We start from the raw sequence: 17,152 nt of genomic DNA on the forward strand, positions 1-17,152 counted from the left end.
TTCGATCTGGTCTGTACCGTTGCCGGACTGGCCGTAGCGGCCCTGGCGCTTCCGCGCGGCAACGTCACCGAAACGTACGGCGGCTGGGACGAGTATGTGAAGTGATACATGACGTAGATCCCACACACCGCTAAGCCTTGCTATTTAGGCCTATTTCGCCAGGAGAGCGTCGAGGAGGATTACTTAGTTTTTGATACTGACGAGGTGAGAGGCCTGTGACCTTGCGAAATTGTGCCGACAGATGGCCAATGCTGGAATACCCTAAGAGACGAGCAATCTGAGTTAGATTTAATTCTCGGTAAGAGAGAAGTTCTTTCACACGTTCTATTTTTAGTTCGATAAAATATTGATTGATGTGTATTCCTTCCGATTCATGAAAACTGGCGCGTAAACGTGCATAATCTTCTTGAAGTTGTTCTGCTAAATAAGAAGAAAGCTTGCGGGAGAGCTTGGTGGGTAGTTCATCGGAATAGACGAGGGCAATTAAGCAGCTTTTTACACACTCTGCCACCACATCACTACGTTGCTCCAAAAGTTCAAATCCCTCTTTTTGCAGCGCTACTCGGATGCATTCCACAGTCGTGAGGTCAAGTGAATCTACTTCGGCCTGACCCAACTGCACCTCATATACCTTCGCGCCACACTGTTCCAATACGTGATAAACAACTTTAATGCAGCGGGGACAAACCATATTCTTTATTGCTAATCGTTCAATCGGCATAAACTTTTATCATAGTTGAAATTGCATAAGAAAAAAAGCGAGAAGAAAGAGGTGCTGGGAAAAAGGAAAGAGTGGTCAGAAGAAGGTATTGGACGGGAGCCTATAAGGCTCCCGTCCAAAATAAGTTTAAGTTAGGGTAGTACTTCTTTCGTACTACCGCAGGTCAACATCTTTTGACCGAAATAAGGATTTTGAATTGCCTGCTGCGCACTGAGCCAATAACCACCTTTACCCTCACGTGCCATCGGGCAATGCTGGTAATAGACGGTCTGCTCCCCGATTCCGAACTGTTTGATGCTTTGGTAAAGCGTCTCACTGAACAAATCCAACTGTTGCCGTTGCGCTGTCAGGTCGGTACGTGCTGACATCTGCTGTAAGCTATTTTGCAAGGTTTTGACTTGCTGCATCCAGCTCATGTGATCGTTCCCACTTAGCAACTTCATGTTCACTTGCGATAAAGCTTTTTCCACGTCTCGGGCAGTTTGCTGTACTTGGGCGGCATCAGAGTTAACAAAGGCTTTTAATAAAGACTGACTCTGCAGATACACGGTCGCCAATTGCTGCTGGAAGTCAGCATCGATTTTCGTGGTAGGCGTTTGGCTTTGCGGTGTTGCGTGGTGTTGATGCTGCGCCCGCAGAGGTAGAGCAAATCCGGACAGTGCGATCAAAGCAGCTACAAGGGTTTGTTTTTTCATGATAATGATATATTAGTGATTAAAAATATAAATGACATGGACTATAAAAAGCAGCGTAGAATTAAGGTTTACTCAAGCCTGGTTGTATCGTTTTGAGTAGTGAGGGTGGATTCTCGTGAAGAAGTGCTGCCCCTCTAATAAGCGATAGTAGCATCGTTTGTATTAGTGGCGATCCTAATCACCTAAAATGACTTAATCGAGGACATCCTTTACAGTGCCGCACGTCAGCATTGCTTCACCCATAAACGGGTTGCGAATGGTTTTGACTTCACTTAACCAATAGGCTCCTTTTGAGTCATTAGCCATGGGGCAGTAGGCTACATAAAGTGTTTTCCCCGCCCCGAATGCCTCAACAACTTTTATGAGCGACTGCGAGAGGTAAATGAAGTTATTGCGTTTTTCGGCGAGGGTGTTAACTTCCTCGCAACGTTGTGCATGTTGTAGGAGAAAGGTTTTTTTCTCCACCCAAAACGCTTTTGCTTCCCCCGAAAGGAGATCATCATTTACCATGTTCAAGACGGTTAGCAAGTTCGTGCTGTACTGAGCGGTTTTTTGCTCATTTGCTTCTACTAAGGCTTCTTTAAGCAATGAGTAAGCATCTACAACCTCTTGGAGTTGCTTTGTGAAGGTGCTAGGAACTTGATTCCTAAAATCTATCGTCTGGTTTTCGACAAACTTCTGGGTGGGTATCTGCGTGTTCTTGAAATCTGCCTGTTCCGACGTGGCGTCTGAAGGCATATTCATCCCAGGCATGGAGCTGTCGCCGGTAGCCCTTCCAGGATTCATCATGCTGGGCTTATTGGCGAGCTGTGCTGCGGCATCGACGGCAAACGTACCATTGGTTACAATTTCCTGCCCATTAACAAGGCCCTCGGTCACCACGTAACTATCTTCCAATGCAGACCCTAACGTCACTTGCTGCATCCGAAATTGCGGCTGTACGCTAGCGGTATCCCGCACGTACACCACAGCCCGCTCACCAGTCCACAACACCGCTGATCGGGGCACAACCACAGTGCTCTTGGTCCGATCCACTTGGGCCTGTAAGCTGGCGGTGGCAAACATCTCGGGTTTGAGTAATCCGTCCACGTTTGGCATCACGATCCGCACTTGCGCAGCACGGGTCTGAGAATTGATAACGGGGTCAATGTAATCGACCTGACCGGTAAAGGTGCGACCCGGTAGTGAGGCAACCGTGAACTGCACTTGATCACCAGTATGAATCCACTGAAGGTCGCTCTCGTAGGCATCAAACAGCGCCCACACTCGAGAGAGGTCAGCGATTTTGTAAAGCGGTGCACCTCGTTCTACATAATCGCCGACATTGACCATTTTATCCCACACTACTCCCGATACATCAGCGTAGACGGGAAAAACAGTTTTGACTTCTTGCCCCTGAGCAATGGCGTTGATTTGCCCTTCAGAAAGCTTCCAGAGACGAAGTTTCTCACGAGCGGCTCGGTAAAGATCCGGGTCGGCTTCCCTGAACTTTTGCGCCTCAATCAATTCACGCTGTGCAGTGAGCAGTGATGGCGAATAAATCTGTGCAACTGGTTGCCCCCGCCGCACCGCCTCACCGGTAAAGTTGATCAGCAGCCGTTCGATACGTCCTGGCAGGTGCGCCGATTGAGTCGACACTGCCCGCTCGTCGGGTTGGATCTTACCATTGAGACGAATAGTTTTGACTACTTTGGGCTGACCTACTATGCTGGTTTGCACCTGCGCCAATCGCATTGCCGCTTCACTCATTGATACCGCGTCGGGATCGCCGGTTGAGGTAAGGGTAGTAAGGGGGATTAGATCCATGCCGCAGATGGGGCACTGACCTGATTGCTCTTCCCGAATCTGAGGGTGCATGGAGCAAGTCCACAATGTAGGTTCCGATGTTGCTTGATCTGTAACCGTGGCTACTTCAGAGTGGTCATGGCCACCACCGAAGAAAAGGCGACCTAGCAGTAGACCTAGCGCCACTGCCGCGAGAGCAATCAGGATAGTTTTCTTATTAAGTTTCATGAATGATCCAGAATTAGTCAGTGGATTCTGTTAGAGGTACATCGGGTTGCCCGACGATGTAGTCTAGGTCGGCTTGTGAGACCCAACGGGCACGTTGGGCACTTACCAGTTTTAGTTGGTAGTCGAGCAGCTGCTGCTGAGCGCGAAGAATCTCCTCGAAGTCGCTACCAGCCGCGCTGTAAGTAGTCCGTAACAGCGTAATTTCTTGTTGAACTTTTTGGGTGAGGCGTTGGTAGAGGGCGGCTTGCCGGCGGGCCTGAACAAGCGTAAACTGCGCTTGCTCCCACTGTGTTCGCAACTCATTGACAGTGCTCTCTCGTCTCCGTGCCAAGGCAGCTTGGCGGGCCTGCGCCTGTTGTTGGGAGGCACGGTATTTCTTCCGGTTGAGGGGTAAGGTCATGCTTACCATCGGCATCACCATATCCATACCGTTACCGGCGGGTACTTCTACTGAGGGGGGATACGCGCCCATCACTACGTAATCGACCCCTATGCCCATAGAAGGAAAACCCTCCTTGATGGCGACCTGTTCATCGGCACGCGCAGCTTCCTGCTGGGCATCAAGCGCCCGTAGTTTAGGATTGTCGAGGCTGTCTAGGCCGGTAGCCTCCGTCCAAAGCAACGTATCCGTCAGGGTTGATACATCTTCGATCTGCACTGAATCTTGCAGCGGACGATTCAACAAACTATTGAAGACGGCCTTGAGCGGACGACGTTTTTCGCGTAGAATCGCCAGTTGGGTAAGCGCCTCCTCTTGTTGAACTTGTGCACGCAGCACGTCGACCAGTGCGCCAGTACCGGCCGCGAACTGTGTCCGGGCTAAGCGCTCCAGAGAGGCCAGGTAAAGAAGGTTCTCTTCAGAAAACGCGATGCTACGCTCCAATTCATAAAGGTCATAATATGCCACTTTCACCGAACGGAAGAGTGCATTGCGCACATCGATAAACACCTGAAAATCAGCTACTGCGCGTTGAGAGGCGGCATCTTCACGGGCAGCCAGTGTGCCGAACCAAGGAAACATCTGCTGAAGCCCAGTGCGTGCTAATTGTCTGCCGTTACGCGTCTGAATGGGCATAGGAAAGTAGCCGAACGACCATTGTGGGTCGGGCAGGCTGCTTACTTGAGGTACCTGCTGCAGGGCAGCTTCATAGTCTGCATAGCGTGCTAGTAGCTCCGGGTTCTTCTCTGCGGCCATTTGCAGGTACGCCTCCAAGCCTTCCTGCGCTCTGACCACAAAGGTTAACATCAGTAAAAGAGGGATCAGTAGCCAACTGCATCGGCCCGTGAATCTCCGTAGCAATTGACTCCACCATGACGAGAACACCCCTATCCCGGAAGGTACTCTCGAAAGAACATTCCCTTCTCTACAGTGACGCCGGGCCACATCGCGGTCAAATTCAGTTTGCTTATTCATGTTAGTTCGTGAATTAGTGGCTGCTAACCGGCACTTGGCGCCGCGCCGCTCGTTTCACAGCGCTTTCGCGCCAGAGTGATTGCAATACAGGTACTACAAACATGGTCATGACCTGAATGATCATCCCACCGAAGGTGGGGATGGCCATCGGTACCATAATGTCCGATCCTTTACCCGTAGAACTCAGGACCGGCAGCAGAGCAATGATGGCCGTGGCGGCCGTCATCATTGCGGGTCTAACACGCTTCTGTCCGGCGATGCGCACTGCTTCTCGTACCTCAGCTACAGTACTGGGTTGCCGTTCTTCAAACACTTGGTGGATGTAAGTACCCATGATTACCCCATCGTCCGTAGCAATGCCAAACAAGGCAATGAAGCCTACCCAGACGGCTACACTTAGGTTGATAGGATGCATCTGAAACAGGTCGCGTAGGTTGATGCCTGCGACGTTGATGTCTAAAAACCAGGGCTGCCCATAGAGCCAGATCATGATAAAGCCTCCAGCAAAAGCCACAAAGACTCCTGAAAAGTGAATGGCAGAGGCGGTCACCGTATGGAACTGGAAATAAAGCAGCAGAAACACAAGCAGCAGGCTAATGGGAATCACGATCGAAAGTCGTTTGGTGGCGCGAATCTGGTTCTCGTAATTGCCGGTAAATCGGTACGAGACACCAGCCGGCAGTTTGAGCTCGCCTGTTTCGATCTTCTGTTCGATAAAGCGCTGGGCCTGTTCTACAACGTCGACTTCAGCTGCCCCCTCCTTTTTATCAAAGATGACGTAGCCTACCAGGAAGGTATCTTCACTTTTGATCATTTGCGGCCCGCGGCGGTACGCTACCTGAGCCAGTTCACCAAGGGGAACCTGTGTACCGGTAGGCGTAGCGACTAAGATCTCCTGCAGTGCCTGTGGGCTATCACGTAGCTCACGGGCGTAACGCACCCGAACGGCGAACCGCTCTCGCCCCTCAACCGTAGTGGTGAGGGGCATGCCGCCCACGGCTACGTTCAGCGTATTTTGTACAGCTTCGATGGTCAGCCCAAAGCGAGCAATGGCTTGCCGGTCGATGGCAATTTCAAGATAAGGCTTGCCCACTACCCGATCGGCAAAAACAGAGGCAGGAGCAACTAGGGGCACTTCCTGAAGAATCTTTTCTAGCTGAAGGCCCACCTGCTCAATGGTTGCTAGGTCAGGACCGTACACCTTGATGCCCATCGGAGCGCGCATGCCCGTTTGAAGCATGATGAGCCGCGTTTGGATAGGCTGCAGCTTTGGCGCAGAGGTCATGCCCGGTAATTGAGCCACGGCGATAATCTCCTCCCAAATATCATCGGCGGAGTGGATATGGGGGCGCCATTGTCGGAAAAAATCGCCTTGGGGGTCAGGAATTAGACTATCCGCGGGCACCAACCGGAATTCTTGTGCAGGATCATAGGTTGATCCACCGCGGAGCAGGAACCGACCATCTTGATCTACCTGGAAGCGTTTTCGATGTCCTTCCTGATCCAGGAGGTACTCCGGACGGTAGTTGACTACGTTCTCAAACATGGAGATTGGCGCGGCGTCCAAGGCTGAATTGATGCGCCCCCACTTGCCAACCGTCATGTCTACTTCAGGTACCTGATTGACGAGGAGGTCGAGCTGACGGATCGTTTCAACATTTTCTTCTACGCCCGTATGCGGCATGGTTGAGGGCATCAGGAGAAATGAGCCTTCGTCCAGGGCTGGCATAAACTCCTTGCCCACACCGGGAAAGGTATGTAGCATAACTCGCCAGACGGAGGTTTGTCTCAGATTCATGGCGCTACCGGCCCAGCCAAACACGCCGTTCCAGCCTAACCAAACGGTCATGCCCAGTAGAATGGTGAACAGGGGTAGGGTCATAAAGAGCCACTTGTGGGCAAGGCACCAGTTCAATACAGGCAGGTAGAAGTGTACGACCAGAAGAAGGGTGCCCAGAATCAGCGTAATCAATCCGGCTACAAACAGGAAGTTGGCCAATAAAGAATTTCCCGGCCCCAGCGGTAACCATTCTTCGGCCAAAAAGAAGGTTGTAAGCAGGAGCACCAGTGCAATGTTAATCCAGTTGGGCCACGTCTTACGATGGGCAGGCCAGTGGTGGACCAACAGGTTATTGATGCCGATGACTACCAATAGCAACGCTAGCCAGGCTCCCCAATAAAAGGCCAGTATCAGACCGGCGGCTATCAACGTGCCATTCCAGACGCGGTGTATGCGTGGGCGGTCGAAGCGCAGTGAAAAGATGAAATAAGAAAGTGTAGGAATCAGGGCAATGCCCAACACGAAAGCAGCCAGCAAAGCAAACGTTTTGGTGAAAGCTAGAGGCCGGAACAGTTTCCCTTCGGCGGCTTCCATAGCGAAGACAGGTAGAAAACTCACAATGGTCGTTGCCAAGGCCGTCGTAACTGCACCTGATACTTCGGCGGCTGCAGTGTAGATGATCTCCAGCAGGACGCGTCCTCGCGCGCCTTCATTTTCCGGCAGTTCCAGGTGACGCACAATGTTCTCTACGAACACGATACCTACGTCCACCATCACGCCGATAGCAATCGCAATACCGGACAAGGCCACCACGTTGGCGTCGACTCCGGCGTACTGCATTACGATAAAGGTCATCAGTACAGCCACGGGTAGCAGCGAAGAGATTAAGAGGGAGGCCCGTAGGTTGGCTACCAGCACGATTACGACAATGATGCTAATCAGAATCTCATGCGAGAGGGCGGTCTCCAAGGTGCCAATGGTTTCTTGAATCAGCCCGGCCCGGTCGTAGAAAGGCACGATGGTGATCTTGGAGACCGTCCCGTCTGCCAGCGTTTTACTGGGTAAACCCGGTGCAATCTCGGCGATTCTAGTTTTAATGTTTTCAATCACGGCCTTGGGGTTGGCTCCGTAGCGCGCTACGACAGCTGCACCCACTGCCATGGCACCTCCCTTATCTAATCCTCCTCGGCGCGTAGCGGGTCCGAATGTGACGCGGGCTACGTCTTTGATGCGGATGGGTACATTATCACGCACTGCCACGACGGATGCTTCCAGGTCTTCAAGATCTTTGACGTAACCTAATCCCCGGACCAAATATTCAGCCCGGTTCATCTCGATGGTCTCTGCCCCAATGTCTAAGTTACTTTGGCGCACGGCTTCCATAATTTGTAGTATGGAGACGCCTGCTGCGCGCATTGCCTGTGGGTCAATATCTACTTGGTACTCCTTGACGTAGCCGCCGACTGAAGCCACTTCCGATACGCCGGTGGCACTAGCAAGCGCATACTTCACTTGAAAATCCTGCACGGTGCGCAACTCTTGCGGATCCCAGCCGCCGGTAGGCTCACCGGTCTCCGGGTTCCGCCCTTCTAACGTGTACCAAAACACCTGCCCCAGGGCGGTAGCATCAGGCCCCAGGGCGGGCTGTACAGCACTAGGTAGTGTGCCAGCAGGCAAAGAGTTAAGTTTTTCCAGTACGCGCGAACGACTCCAATAAAACTCTACGTCCTCGTTGAAAATGACGTAGATGCTGGAAAATCCGAACATAGAATTGCTGCGGATGGTTTTTACACCGGGCACACCCAGTAGGGCCGTAGTAAGTGGATAGGTAACCTGATCTTCTACGTCTTGCGGTGAGCGCCCGGACCATTCAGCATAGACGATCTGCTGGTTCTCGCCAATGTCAGGAATGGCGTCAACAGGGACAGGATCACGTGGCATCCAAGACAGGTGCCAGTCAAAAGGCGCTACGGACAGTCCCCAACCCATCAACGCTAATAAGAGGAGCATCGATACCAGGCGATTCTCCAGGAAAAAACGGATTAAACGGTTCAGCATGAGCACTGAAGGAATAACAGGATTGCAACATCCCGCGACAGCAGACGCAGCCGACCATAGCAAGGCTGGCAGCCGTCTCGCGGTACGTCGAGAAAATCGTTTGAAATCAGGAAGAAGAAAAGCGAATCGGCCCGGTAGCAATGCACAATCCGGATGGATTCAGCGAAGCTACGTGGACTGGAAGGAAGAGGCTACGTCTACAGACGCCAGGAAGCTACCCAGAGGTAGAGAGGGAGGTTGGCAGAGAGTGGAGGACCTTGATCGGTGGTACGGATGATCGAAAGACAGCGCAAGCTACGGTAGAGCAGCGCAAAAAAAGAGGGTAATACAAAGAGTAACACCCAGCCGGCGGCCATTGAGGCTTCAAAAACAGGCGCTGAACTACTCTGATCGGTCGAAGTCTTTATTTCGTCGTGGCAACAGTCAGAAGGCATTTGGGTTTCGTCACAACATGATTCAGCTGAAAAATGGGTCAGCGTTTTCTGCTGCATCACCTCTCCGCAGTAATGTAAGCTTAACCCTGCACCAGTAGCCGGTAACAGGTAGAGGCTCAACAGCAAAAATGACACAACTTTTCTCATGCGTTTAGCAACGACAGGGATTGGGTCTCCCTACTAGTAAACTAGGTGCTCTAAAGCAACAAAAGTAGCTGTACTTCCTTATAAAAGTGTTACACAATTGGGTAAATAACTTGCAAAATTAAGTACCGCTCTTACTGCGATCTTTATGGGGTATCCTTTGCTGGGCGCCTGTGATAGCGAGTTCTCAGAACCTGATAGACAGGCCACCCCCTGCGCCGAAGCGGTTATCGTAACTGGCCATCAGTGAAAAATTACGAGACAAAAAATACTCTACACCTGCTGACCAAGTGGTTTCCCCCTGGTACGTGGTACGTCCATCACGATTCTCGTCGTTGGAATAATTGATCCATCCAAAATTAGCTTGGTACTCATATGTGCCAAAGACAGCCGTGCGAGGAAAGACCATGATCTCGCGGCTCAAACGTATCTCAGGGCGTAGCTGATTGTCAATGCGAGCATCAAGATTAAACATATAAGGAGTAAAGAAACGGAAGCCTATTACCGCAGTGGGGGTTAGTTCATTCAAACTATTCTCATTCTTGTTTTCTAAGTTGATTCCTCCAAATACCCTAAAATAATCGTACAGGTATCGCTCGTAGCTAACTTCTGCTTCTAGGTTTTTATTCCAGCCGTACTCCACACTTACATTAAATTGGTTGCGTATGTTGGAGGAAATTAGGTTGATTTCCGTCATGTGAGAGGCCACATCGGCAGTACCCCAGGTGAAAAACTGATTGGCTTCATTCACTAAGTTTACTAGCGGAGCATCAAGCAAACGTTTGTCACGTGGGGTATCATAACTGAAAATGCGCGCCATGCCGCCGTTGAGATGGTATAAGACGTGACAATGAAAAAACCAGTCGCCGTATTCGTTGGCGTCGAATTCAATGACCACTTTCTGCATGGGGGGCACATTGACAGTATGCTTCAAAGGAGAGTACGCTCCGTTCTTGTTGATGACCCGAAAGAAATGGCCATGTAGGTGCATGGGGTGATGCATCATGGTTAAGTTGTTTAACGTGATGCGAACCACTTCCCCCTTCTTGATTTTGAGCTGGTCCGACTCGTTTAACGGCACGCCGTTCAAGCTCCAAATGTAGCGCCACATGTTGCCAGTGAGGTTCAATAGAATTTCCTGGACCGGCTTATCGTTGGAAAAAGAGGTTTTCTCAGGAGATTTGAGGTAATCGTAATTATACTCCGCAAACATCTCCATGCCAGGCATCTCCATGCCCGGCATGGAGATGCCGCTGTTTGACTGCACATTTCCTGGCATGCTCATGCCACGCATTGCTTCTTCTTTTTTAGCTGCATGGTGGCTCATGGTATCGTACTGCGGCACTCTGAGCCGGGCGTGGTTCATTTTAAAATGAACCATCTCCTGAGAGGGGGTAGAATCAGAAACCGCTACGGGAGAGGATTGCTCGCCTTGTGGCATTGCATGCTGGTCCTGATCCATGTGATCGTGGGCCATCGTGCCCATTGTTACAGAAGACTGCTTCATGCTCATTCTTTGCTTTTCTTCTGGCATAGGCGACGTCGGAGAGGAGTGCATGCTGGAGTTGGAAGGGGCAGAGTGTTCCATTACCGGCTCCATCTGCATACCCCAGTGATGCATGAGTTCGTAGGGGGTGACCTTATTAGGATTGAATTTCATGGCTGGGGCACCCATCCGCATGTCCATCTGGGCCATCTGCTTCATCATCCCAATTTTGTCTGGCCGAGGCACGTCCGGAGCCGCGAGCAAAGGACCCTGCCCCAGGAAAGCTGAGGTCTGTCCTGAGCCATCTTGCGCCGTAGCGCGGATCTCCAACTGGCCGGTTGCAGGTAAGGTAACTATAAAATCATAGGTCTCGGCAACGGCAATAAATGTCTTGTTATGGACCACGGGTACTACGTCCAGGCCGTCGGCGGCGATGAGCAACGGGTCTTCCCCGCCGAAAGTGATCCAGAACTGCGAAGAGGCCGCTGCATTAATAAATCTGACCCTGACGCGGTCGCCCGGCTCAAATTCCGGATACTGTTGCGTTTGCTCCCCATTCGTCAAAAATGCTGGATAATAGATATCGGCGATGTCAGCGCTTTCCATGCGTTGGCGCCAGAAGTTTAATTGTGCGCCAAAGCCACCCCGGGCGATGACCCGGTTCAGAGGCGTGGCCGTTCCCTTGCGGATGTTATACCACTCATTGCCGCGCTTTAGGTTTCTCATCACATTGCCTGGCTTTTCATTGGTCCAGTCCGAAAACACCACAACCAATTCCTTATTGTAAGCTAGTTGCTGTACTTTGGGCTCGATCACAATCGATCCATAAACGCCGCTCTGTTCCTGCAGCATGGTGTGAGAATGGTACCAATAGGTGCCGGCTTGCTTGAGTGGAAATTCGTATTTGAAGGTGGTGCCTGGCTCGATGGGGGGAGTGGTAAGGTAAGGGACACCGTCGTAGAAGTTGGGTACCAGTAATCCATGCCAATGCACAGAAGTCTCCACGTCCATGTTGTTTTGCACGTAAATGACAGCGTAAGCGCCTTCTGGAAAGCGTAATGTCGGACCTGGAATGGTTCCGTTCACTGTCATACCGTTCACCTGCTTGCCGGCCACTTTACTGACTTGAGCCTGATCGATCGTTAGATGATACACCATGGTATCAGGTTGTGCCCATGTCGAAGGGGAAACCAAGAAGAACAAAGCAATGAACAGGCTCAAGTAATAGGGTTTCATACGAACAAAAAGAAATGGGTTAAAGCAAAGATGCGACTTGCGGTTTTCGTCATCCTCATGTCTGGGGTGGGATGACGAGTGGTAGACAAGGGTACGAGCAAGCAAAAGGTAGGATTTACAAGATGACCTCTTTACTTTACAAGTTTGTTGTCTGTCAAAAAAGATCCAGCAGGGCTCGCGATAGAAACCCCTGCTGGCAAGATGAACATACCGAGTACATTATTTTTCTTCGATGGTAAAACCCGCAGCTTTTACACGTTGCTTGACTTCTTCGTTGGAAAACTCTCCCTGGACAGTGAGAAGTTTTTCAGGATGTTGCGTATCCACTTGCCACGAATCAACGCCTGGCGTTGCCGTCAAATGAGGGGTAACGGTGGCAATGCAGCCACCACATTTAATGTTAGTTTTAAATTGTGTGGTTTTCATAGATGTACAAATGTTAAAGATGAAAGGGGGTATGCTCTTATGAAAGAGATTGCCACCGAAGGCGCAGGCTGTTGCTGACGACCGACACCGAGCTCAGGGCCATTGCGGCACCAGCAACCATTGGGTTGAGCAAGAATCCTGTAAAAGGATAAAGTACACCTGCCGCCAGCGGAATGCCGATCAGGTTGTAAATAAAGGCCCAGAACAGGTTTTGGTAGATTGTGCGCACCGTTTGACGCGAGAGGTGCAAGGCTTTAGGCAGTAATAGCAAATCAGATTGCATGAGCGTGAGTTTGGCTACATCCATGGCGATATCCGAGCCACGCCCCATCGCCACGCTTACGTCGGCTTGAGCTAAGGCCTGCGCATCGTTGACACCATCGCCCACCATAGCTACTACTTTTCCTTCGGCACGCAACTGGTCGATGAAGTCAGCTTTGTCGGCAGGCAGTACGTCGGCCTTGTAATGTGTGATGCCTACCTGCTCGGCTACGGCACGTGCCGTAGCTTCATTGTCGCCCGTAAGCAGGTACACTTCCAGACCCTGTTGTTGCAACGCCTCAACGGCTTGGCGAGAGGTGGATTTTACCTGATCTGCGATGGCTGCTATAGCCAGTACCTGAGTACGGTCGGCAAAGTAGACCACGGTATGGGCCTCCGCTTGCCACCGTTCCGCGCGTTGCATTACCTCGGGCGTTACGGCTACCTGATAGGTAGCGAGGAGCCGTCGGTTCCCTACTAGATACCACTCAGTGCCTACTTCGGCCCGAACTCCCTGGCCCGGAAGGTTCTCGAACAGATCTAGCTTGACGGCTGGTCCATTCTCCGGTAATGCACGTACGACCGCTTCGGCCAAAGGGTGCTCAGAGGCTAGTTCCATGGAGCGGAGTACGCCTACCAAGTGTTCCTGAGATGAGTAGCCCCCCTGGCGCCAGTACTGATCGGTTACTTCAGGTCGCCCGAGCGTAACCGTACCAGTTTTGTCGAGCACCACGGCACTAACGCGATGAGCGCGTTCTAGGCTCTCGGCATCGCGGACCAAAATGCCCTGGGCCGCTCCTTTGCCAACGCCCACCATGATTGCCGTCGGAGTAGCTAACCCCAAGGCGCAGGGACAGGCAATCACCAGCACAGTTACCGTAGCTAGCAACGCATGACTAAAGGCCTCCTGCCCGCCAACCAAGATCCAGACGATGCCGGTCAATAGTGCGATTCCCAGCACAATGGGCACAAAGACCGCCGCGACCCGGTCTGCTAGTCGCTGGACAGGTGCTTTGCTCCCCTGGGCTTCCTGCACTCGCTGAATGATCTGGGATAGTAGCGTAGCGCTTCCGACTTTTTCAGCCCGGAAACGAAAACTACCTCGCTGGTTCACTGTACCCGCGAAAACCGCCGAGCCTGCCTGCTTTTCAACGGGCACTGGTTCGCCGCTGATCATGCTTTCGTCGACAAACGAGCGTCCTTCTGTCACCCGCCCGTCTACGGGAATCTTTTCACCAGGACGCACTATAACTGTATCGTCGATCGCTACTTCGGGGAGCGGTAACTCAAGCTCCTGACCCAACCGGATTACACGCACCGATTTAGGCTGGAGTCCCATCAACTTTTTAAGAGCAGAACCGGTGTGAGCCTTAGCCCGTTCTTCAAGCCACTTGCCTAGTAAGATAAAGGCAATAATGACTGTGGCAGCCTCATAGTATACGTGCGACTCAAGGCCGTGCTGACGCCAGAACTCCGGAAAGAACGTAGTAAAAGCACTAAACAGAAAGGCTATACCGGTGCTAAGTGCCACTAACGTATCCATATTCGCCCGACCGTATCGTGCCTGACGCACTGCATTGCGGTAGAAGCTGCGGCCCAACCAAAGTACAGGTAGCGAGAAAGCTAGCATGATCCAGTTGACATAAGGCAGATCCATCAGAAACATGCCCAGGACCACCACGGGTGTAGACAATAGCACTGCGCCTAGTGTGCGGCGACGAAGTGACTTCAGCCGTTGCTTTTGCTCGGCTTCCTGTTCTTCTACCCCGTGCTCCTCGTCCAAGATCAGGTCATAACCAATTGACTGTACCGCCCGGCGCAACTGTTCTGGCTGGACCGCATCTGGATCGAAACGCACTTGTACCGATTGTCCGGCAAAGTTAACGGTGGCTTCTTCCACACCGGATTGGGTATTCAGGATCGACTCGATGCTGGCAGCACAAGCCGCGCAACTCATCCCGGTGACTGGCAATGTGCGCCTTGCAAGCGGCCGGCTGTGGACGGAAGGATCAAGTACAGATTGCATAGGTGAAGCAGTTGAAAAGTGATAAGACAAAAGTAGCCGCCTCTCCTAGCAAAACGCTTACACAATTTTGAAGCCCTCTTACATCATTTCTGAGAAGGGGATGAGCGCCCTATCTGATCCAAGGCACTACGTTTGACACCGCCAATACTTTTGAAGTAAGAGGGGGTCAAACCTGTTATTTTCTTGAACTGGTTGGAAAGATGGGCGGGACTGCTATAGCCGAGACGGTACGCAATTTCTTTCAGGCTCAGTTCATCGTATACAAGCAGTTCTTTCACCCGCTCTACTTTTTGTAGAATGTAGAAGCGCTCAATGGTGAAGCCTTCTGTAGCCGAAAAAAGGGTGCTAAGGAGGTGGTACTCTTGTTGAAGGACTTCAGCTAAATAATCCGAGAGATTAACTGAGAGCAACAGGTGCTCTGGTTGATGAACCAGCTGGATGATGGCGGTTTTGATCTGTTCAATCAGGCGTGCTTGCCGGTTATTGATCAACTCAAAACCGCTTTGCCTCAGCGCTTTTTTTACTTGCGCTTTATCGATCTGCGCTTCAGGCAACGCTACGGTGACCTGACCCAGCTGTACTTCGCTGACAGGCATTCCTAACGCTTCAAGCTCCTCCCTGACGACACGCTGGCAGCGACCACAGACCATATTTTTAATATATAGGGTAGTTTCCATAACGTTACCAGGGGAAGTCATAACCAAGTTTTCCTACCAAAAAAAAACAGGCGCTTAGCCTACTTGGTATGAATGCGAGTCAAAAAGACAAGCGCCGCAAATATGTACGGCGCTTGAGGCTTAAAGTCAAACAAATGCCTCACAGGCCTGGTGGCACGCGTGACACGCATCGGCACAAGCCTGGCAGTGATCGCTATCGTGCTTGCGACATTCCTCCTCACAGGCTTTACTGATCACACTGCACTGCTTTACGATCTCGTTAACGTATCGGGAACCCCGGCTCACATAGCCAATGGCGTTTTCACAAGAAGACGAACAATCTAAGTCGAGGCGGATGCATTCGGCCATCTTTTTGACATTCTCTTCCTCTAGGCAGGCGACCGCACAAGCGTGGCAGGCGGCTGCACAATCGGCCAATTTGCGGATCAATTCTTTGTCTTGTGTTCTCATTATAAAAAATAATGGTGGAAAAATGTTTTTACTATGCCTTACTCTCAAAAGAGGCACTTCGTTTTATAAAAATCTTTTTTTTGTTTACAGATTTTTAACCGACGCCCGGAGGGAATCGGCTTGCGCGGGGCGGCCCTGCGCCCGGTCACTTCCGCCAGCCGCTTGCGGGTGGTGCCCTGCAAAGGGTAATCGGGCGGCAGGGTGGCGTACGAATCGTCAGACAAAGGTCCAGGTACATTTCTGCTTTCGCAAAGTCGCCCATCAAGCAATATGCATCGCCGATTAGTGCTGAAGTGCTCAGGTGCTGGTCAGGGAGTTTACACTACGCAGCCTGCAGACGCCCTCGTTGGGCGTAAACACATTTGGCACTCGGTAGGCATACGTCAACTCGAATCGCTGGCGTCACACAGGTGGGCGTTTGGATCGTCACCTCGCCGGGAAATAGCCGGCAGGAGGGCAGGCGTAAGGCAGATCGACCCTTCGGGGCCGTACGCATACACACATCCGTTGTTTCCCTAGTCACATAGTCTGGAACTATCTCCTCCCGCGCGGGAGGCGACCAAGAGGTGAGATCAGCCATGAACTAAATGCGCATTCGTCCAGCCTTTGCGCGTGATCAAGCCACGAGCCTGTGCCAGCATTGCCTCCGAAAGGTCCATGCCGATCATCTGTCCGGTCGGTCCCACTGCGTGCACCAGCGCCGGAAAATTAGCGACCGTCCCACACTCCAGGTCTACCACCGTATCCCCCGGCCGTAACGCCAGGGCCGCGACGGCTTTCTGCCGATGGCGGTCCAGCCCGAGGAGCTGGTAGCCGAGGAGCGCGGCATCGTAAAAGCGGGCCGTGCGTCGATAAAGGTGCTTGACTTCGTTTGCCTTCAGGATCATGGCAAAAGGGGGAGCGTGACTAACTAGGCTCTTGTATACGAAAAAATAGATGATTAGATCCACGCTCCGCTTGTTGCAACACAGTTGAACCAATTCCTGCGTAGGTTTGCGCCTATGAAGTGGTGGGCGTACGTCTGGTCCTTACATCTGCTGATGCTGGTTCTGTTGCCGTGCCGGGAACAACCCCTCCGGCTCCGGGCGGAAGCAGGCGTGCAGGTGGAGGCCTCCCTACCGCACGAGCAGGCTCACGACGACGCCCTGTGCTCCCCCCTCTGTAGTTGTGCCTGTTGTGCACATGCGGTACAGGCTGCTTTCGGTGTAGTCGCCTTGCCGCCTCATCCTGCCGTGAACGCATCCTTTCGTTCACGTGATGTGTCTGGGCAATCGACCCATACGGCCCATTTCTGGCACCCCCCACAGTAATTCTCGCTGACTCCAGCGCCT

Annotated in this window: 12 protein-coding genes; 1 reads left to right on the top strand and 11 read right to left on the bottom strand. The window is 51.9% G+C overall.

All coding sequences use genetic code 11. The annotated features are described in order from the left end of the window. Positions 1 to 130: 130 nt before the first annotated feature. The 11 genes from BLR44_RS28020 to BLR44_RS28075 form a co-directional block, all read right to left on the bottom strand. Positions 131 to 721, bottom strand: coding sequence for a helix-turn-helix domain-containing protein (locus BLR44_RS28020; RefSeq protein WP_089688752.1), 591 nt, complete (start codon positions 719 to 721; stop codon positions 131 to 133). A 131-nt stretch (positions 722 to 852) separates the two neighbouring features. Next, a complete protein-coding gene (locus tag BLR44_RS28025; protein WP_089688754.1) occupies positions 853 to 1,416 on the bottom strand; it encodes a DUF3347 domain-containing protein in 564 nt (187 codons plus the stop codon). Positions 1,417 to 1,608: 192 nt separating this feature from the next. After that, positions 1,609 to 3,429 carry an efflux RND transporter periplasmic adaptor subunit gene (locus tag BLR44_RS28030; protein ID WP_089688756.1) on the bottom strand — a complete coding sequence of 607 codons (1,821 nt, stop codon included), beginning with the start codon at positions 3,427 to 3,429 and terminating at the stop codon, positions 1,609 to 1,611. Between the two features lie 13 nt (positions 3,430 to 3,442). Next, positions 3,443 to 4,675: a TolC family protein gene (locus BLR44_RS28035; RefSeq protein ID WP_176956253.1), complete on the bottom strand. Its 1,233-nt coding sequence runs from the start codon at positions 4,673 to 4,675 to the stop codon at positions 3,443 to 3,445. Between the two features lie 181 nt (positions 4,676 to 4,856). Then, positions 4,857 to 8,681 carry an efflux RND transporter permease subunit gene (locus BLR44_RS28040; protein ID WP_089688761.1) on the bottom strand — a complete coding sequence of 1,275 codons (3,825 nt, stop codon included), beginning with the start codon at positions 8,679 to 8,681 and terminating at the stop codon, positions 4,857 to 4,859. A gap of 197 nt (positions 8,682 to 8,878) precedes the next feature. Next, positions 8,879 to 9,262 carry an HYC_CC_PP family protein gene (locus BLR44_RS28790; protein ID WP_143017533.1) on the bottom strand — a complete coding sequence of 128 codons (384 nt, stop codon included), beginning with the start codon at positions 9,260 to 9,262 and terminating at the stop codon, positions 8,879 to 8,881. Between the two features lie 184 nt (positions 9,263 to 9,446). After that, positions 9,447 to 11,981, bottom strand: a complete 2,535-nt coding sequence (locus BLR44_RS28045) for a multicopper oxidase domain-containing protein (protein WP_089688763.1) — start codon at positions 11,979 to 11,981, stop codon at positions 9,447 to 9,449. A gap of 219 nt (positions 11,982 to 12,200) precedes the next feature. Next, the gene (locus BLR44_RS28050) at positions 12,201 to 12,407 is read right to left on the bottom strand and encodes a heavy-metal-associated domain-containing protein (protein WP_089688765.1); all 207 of its coding nucleotides are present in this window, start codon (positions 12,405 to 12,407) and stop codon (positions 12,201 to 12,203) included. Between the two features lie 37 nt (positions 12,408 to 12,444). After that, on the bottom strand, positions 12,445 to 14,694 hold the full coding sequence (locus BLR44_RS28055; RefSeq protein WP_089688766.1) for a heavy metal translocating P-type ATPase: 2,250 nt from the start codon (positions 14,692 to 14,694) through the stop codon (positions 12,445 to 12,447). Between the two features lie 83 nt (positions 14,695 to 14,777). Next, positions 14,778 to 15,371, bottom strand: coding sequence for an AraC family transcriptional regulator (locus BLR44_RS28060; RefSeq protein WP_218127216.1), 594 nt, complete (start codon positions 15,369 to 15,371; stop codon positions 14,778 to 14,780). Positions 15,372 to 16,393: 1,022 nt separating this feature from the next. Then, the gene (locus tag BLR44_RS28075) at positions 16,394 to 16,708 is read right to left on the bottom strand and encodes a class I SAM-dependent methyltransferase (protein ID WP_089688771.1); all 315 of its coding nucleotides are present in this window, start codon (positions 16,706 to 16,708) and stop codon (positions 16,394 to 16,396) included. Between the two features lie 114 nt (positions 16,709 to 16,822). Between BLR44_RS28075 and BLR44_RS29475 the strand changes: the two genes are divergently transcribed. Continuing rightward, positions 16,823 to 17,131, top strand: a complete 309-nt coding sequence (locus BLR44_RS29475; protein ID WP_410493144.1) for a DUF6660 family protein — start codon at positions 16,823 to 16,825, stop codon at positions 17,129 to 17,131. The last annotated feature ends 21 nt before the right edge of the window (positions 17,132 to 17,152 follow it).

The organism is Catalinimonas alkaloidigena, assembly GCF_900100765.1.
Classification (GTDB): domain Bacteria; phylum Bacteroidota; class Bacteroidia; order Cytophagales; family Flexibacteraceae; genus Mooreia; species Mooreia alkaloidigena.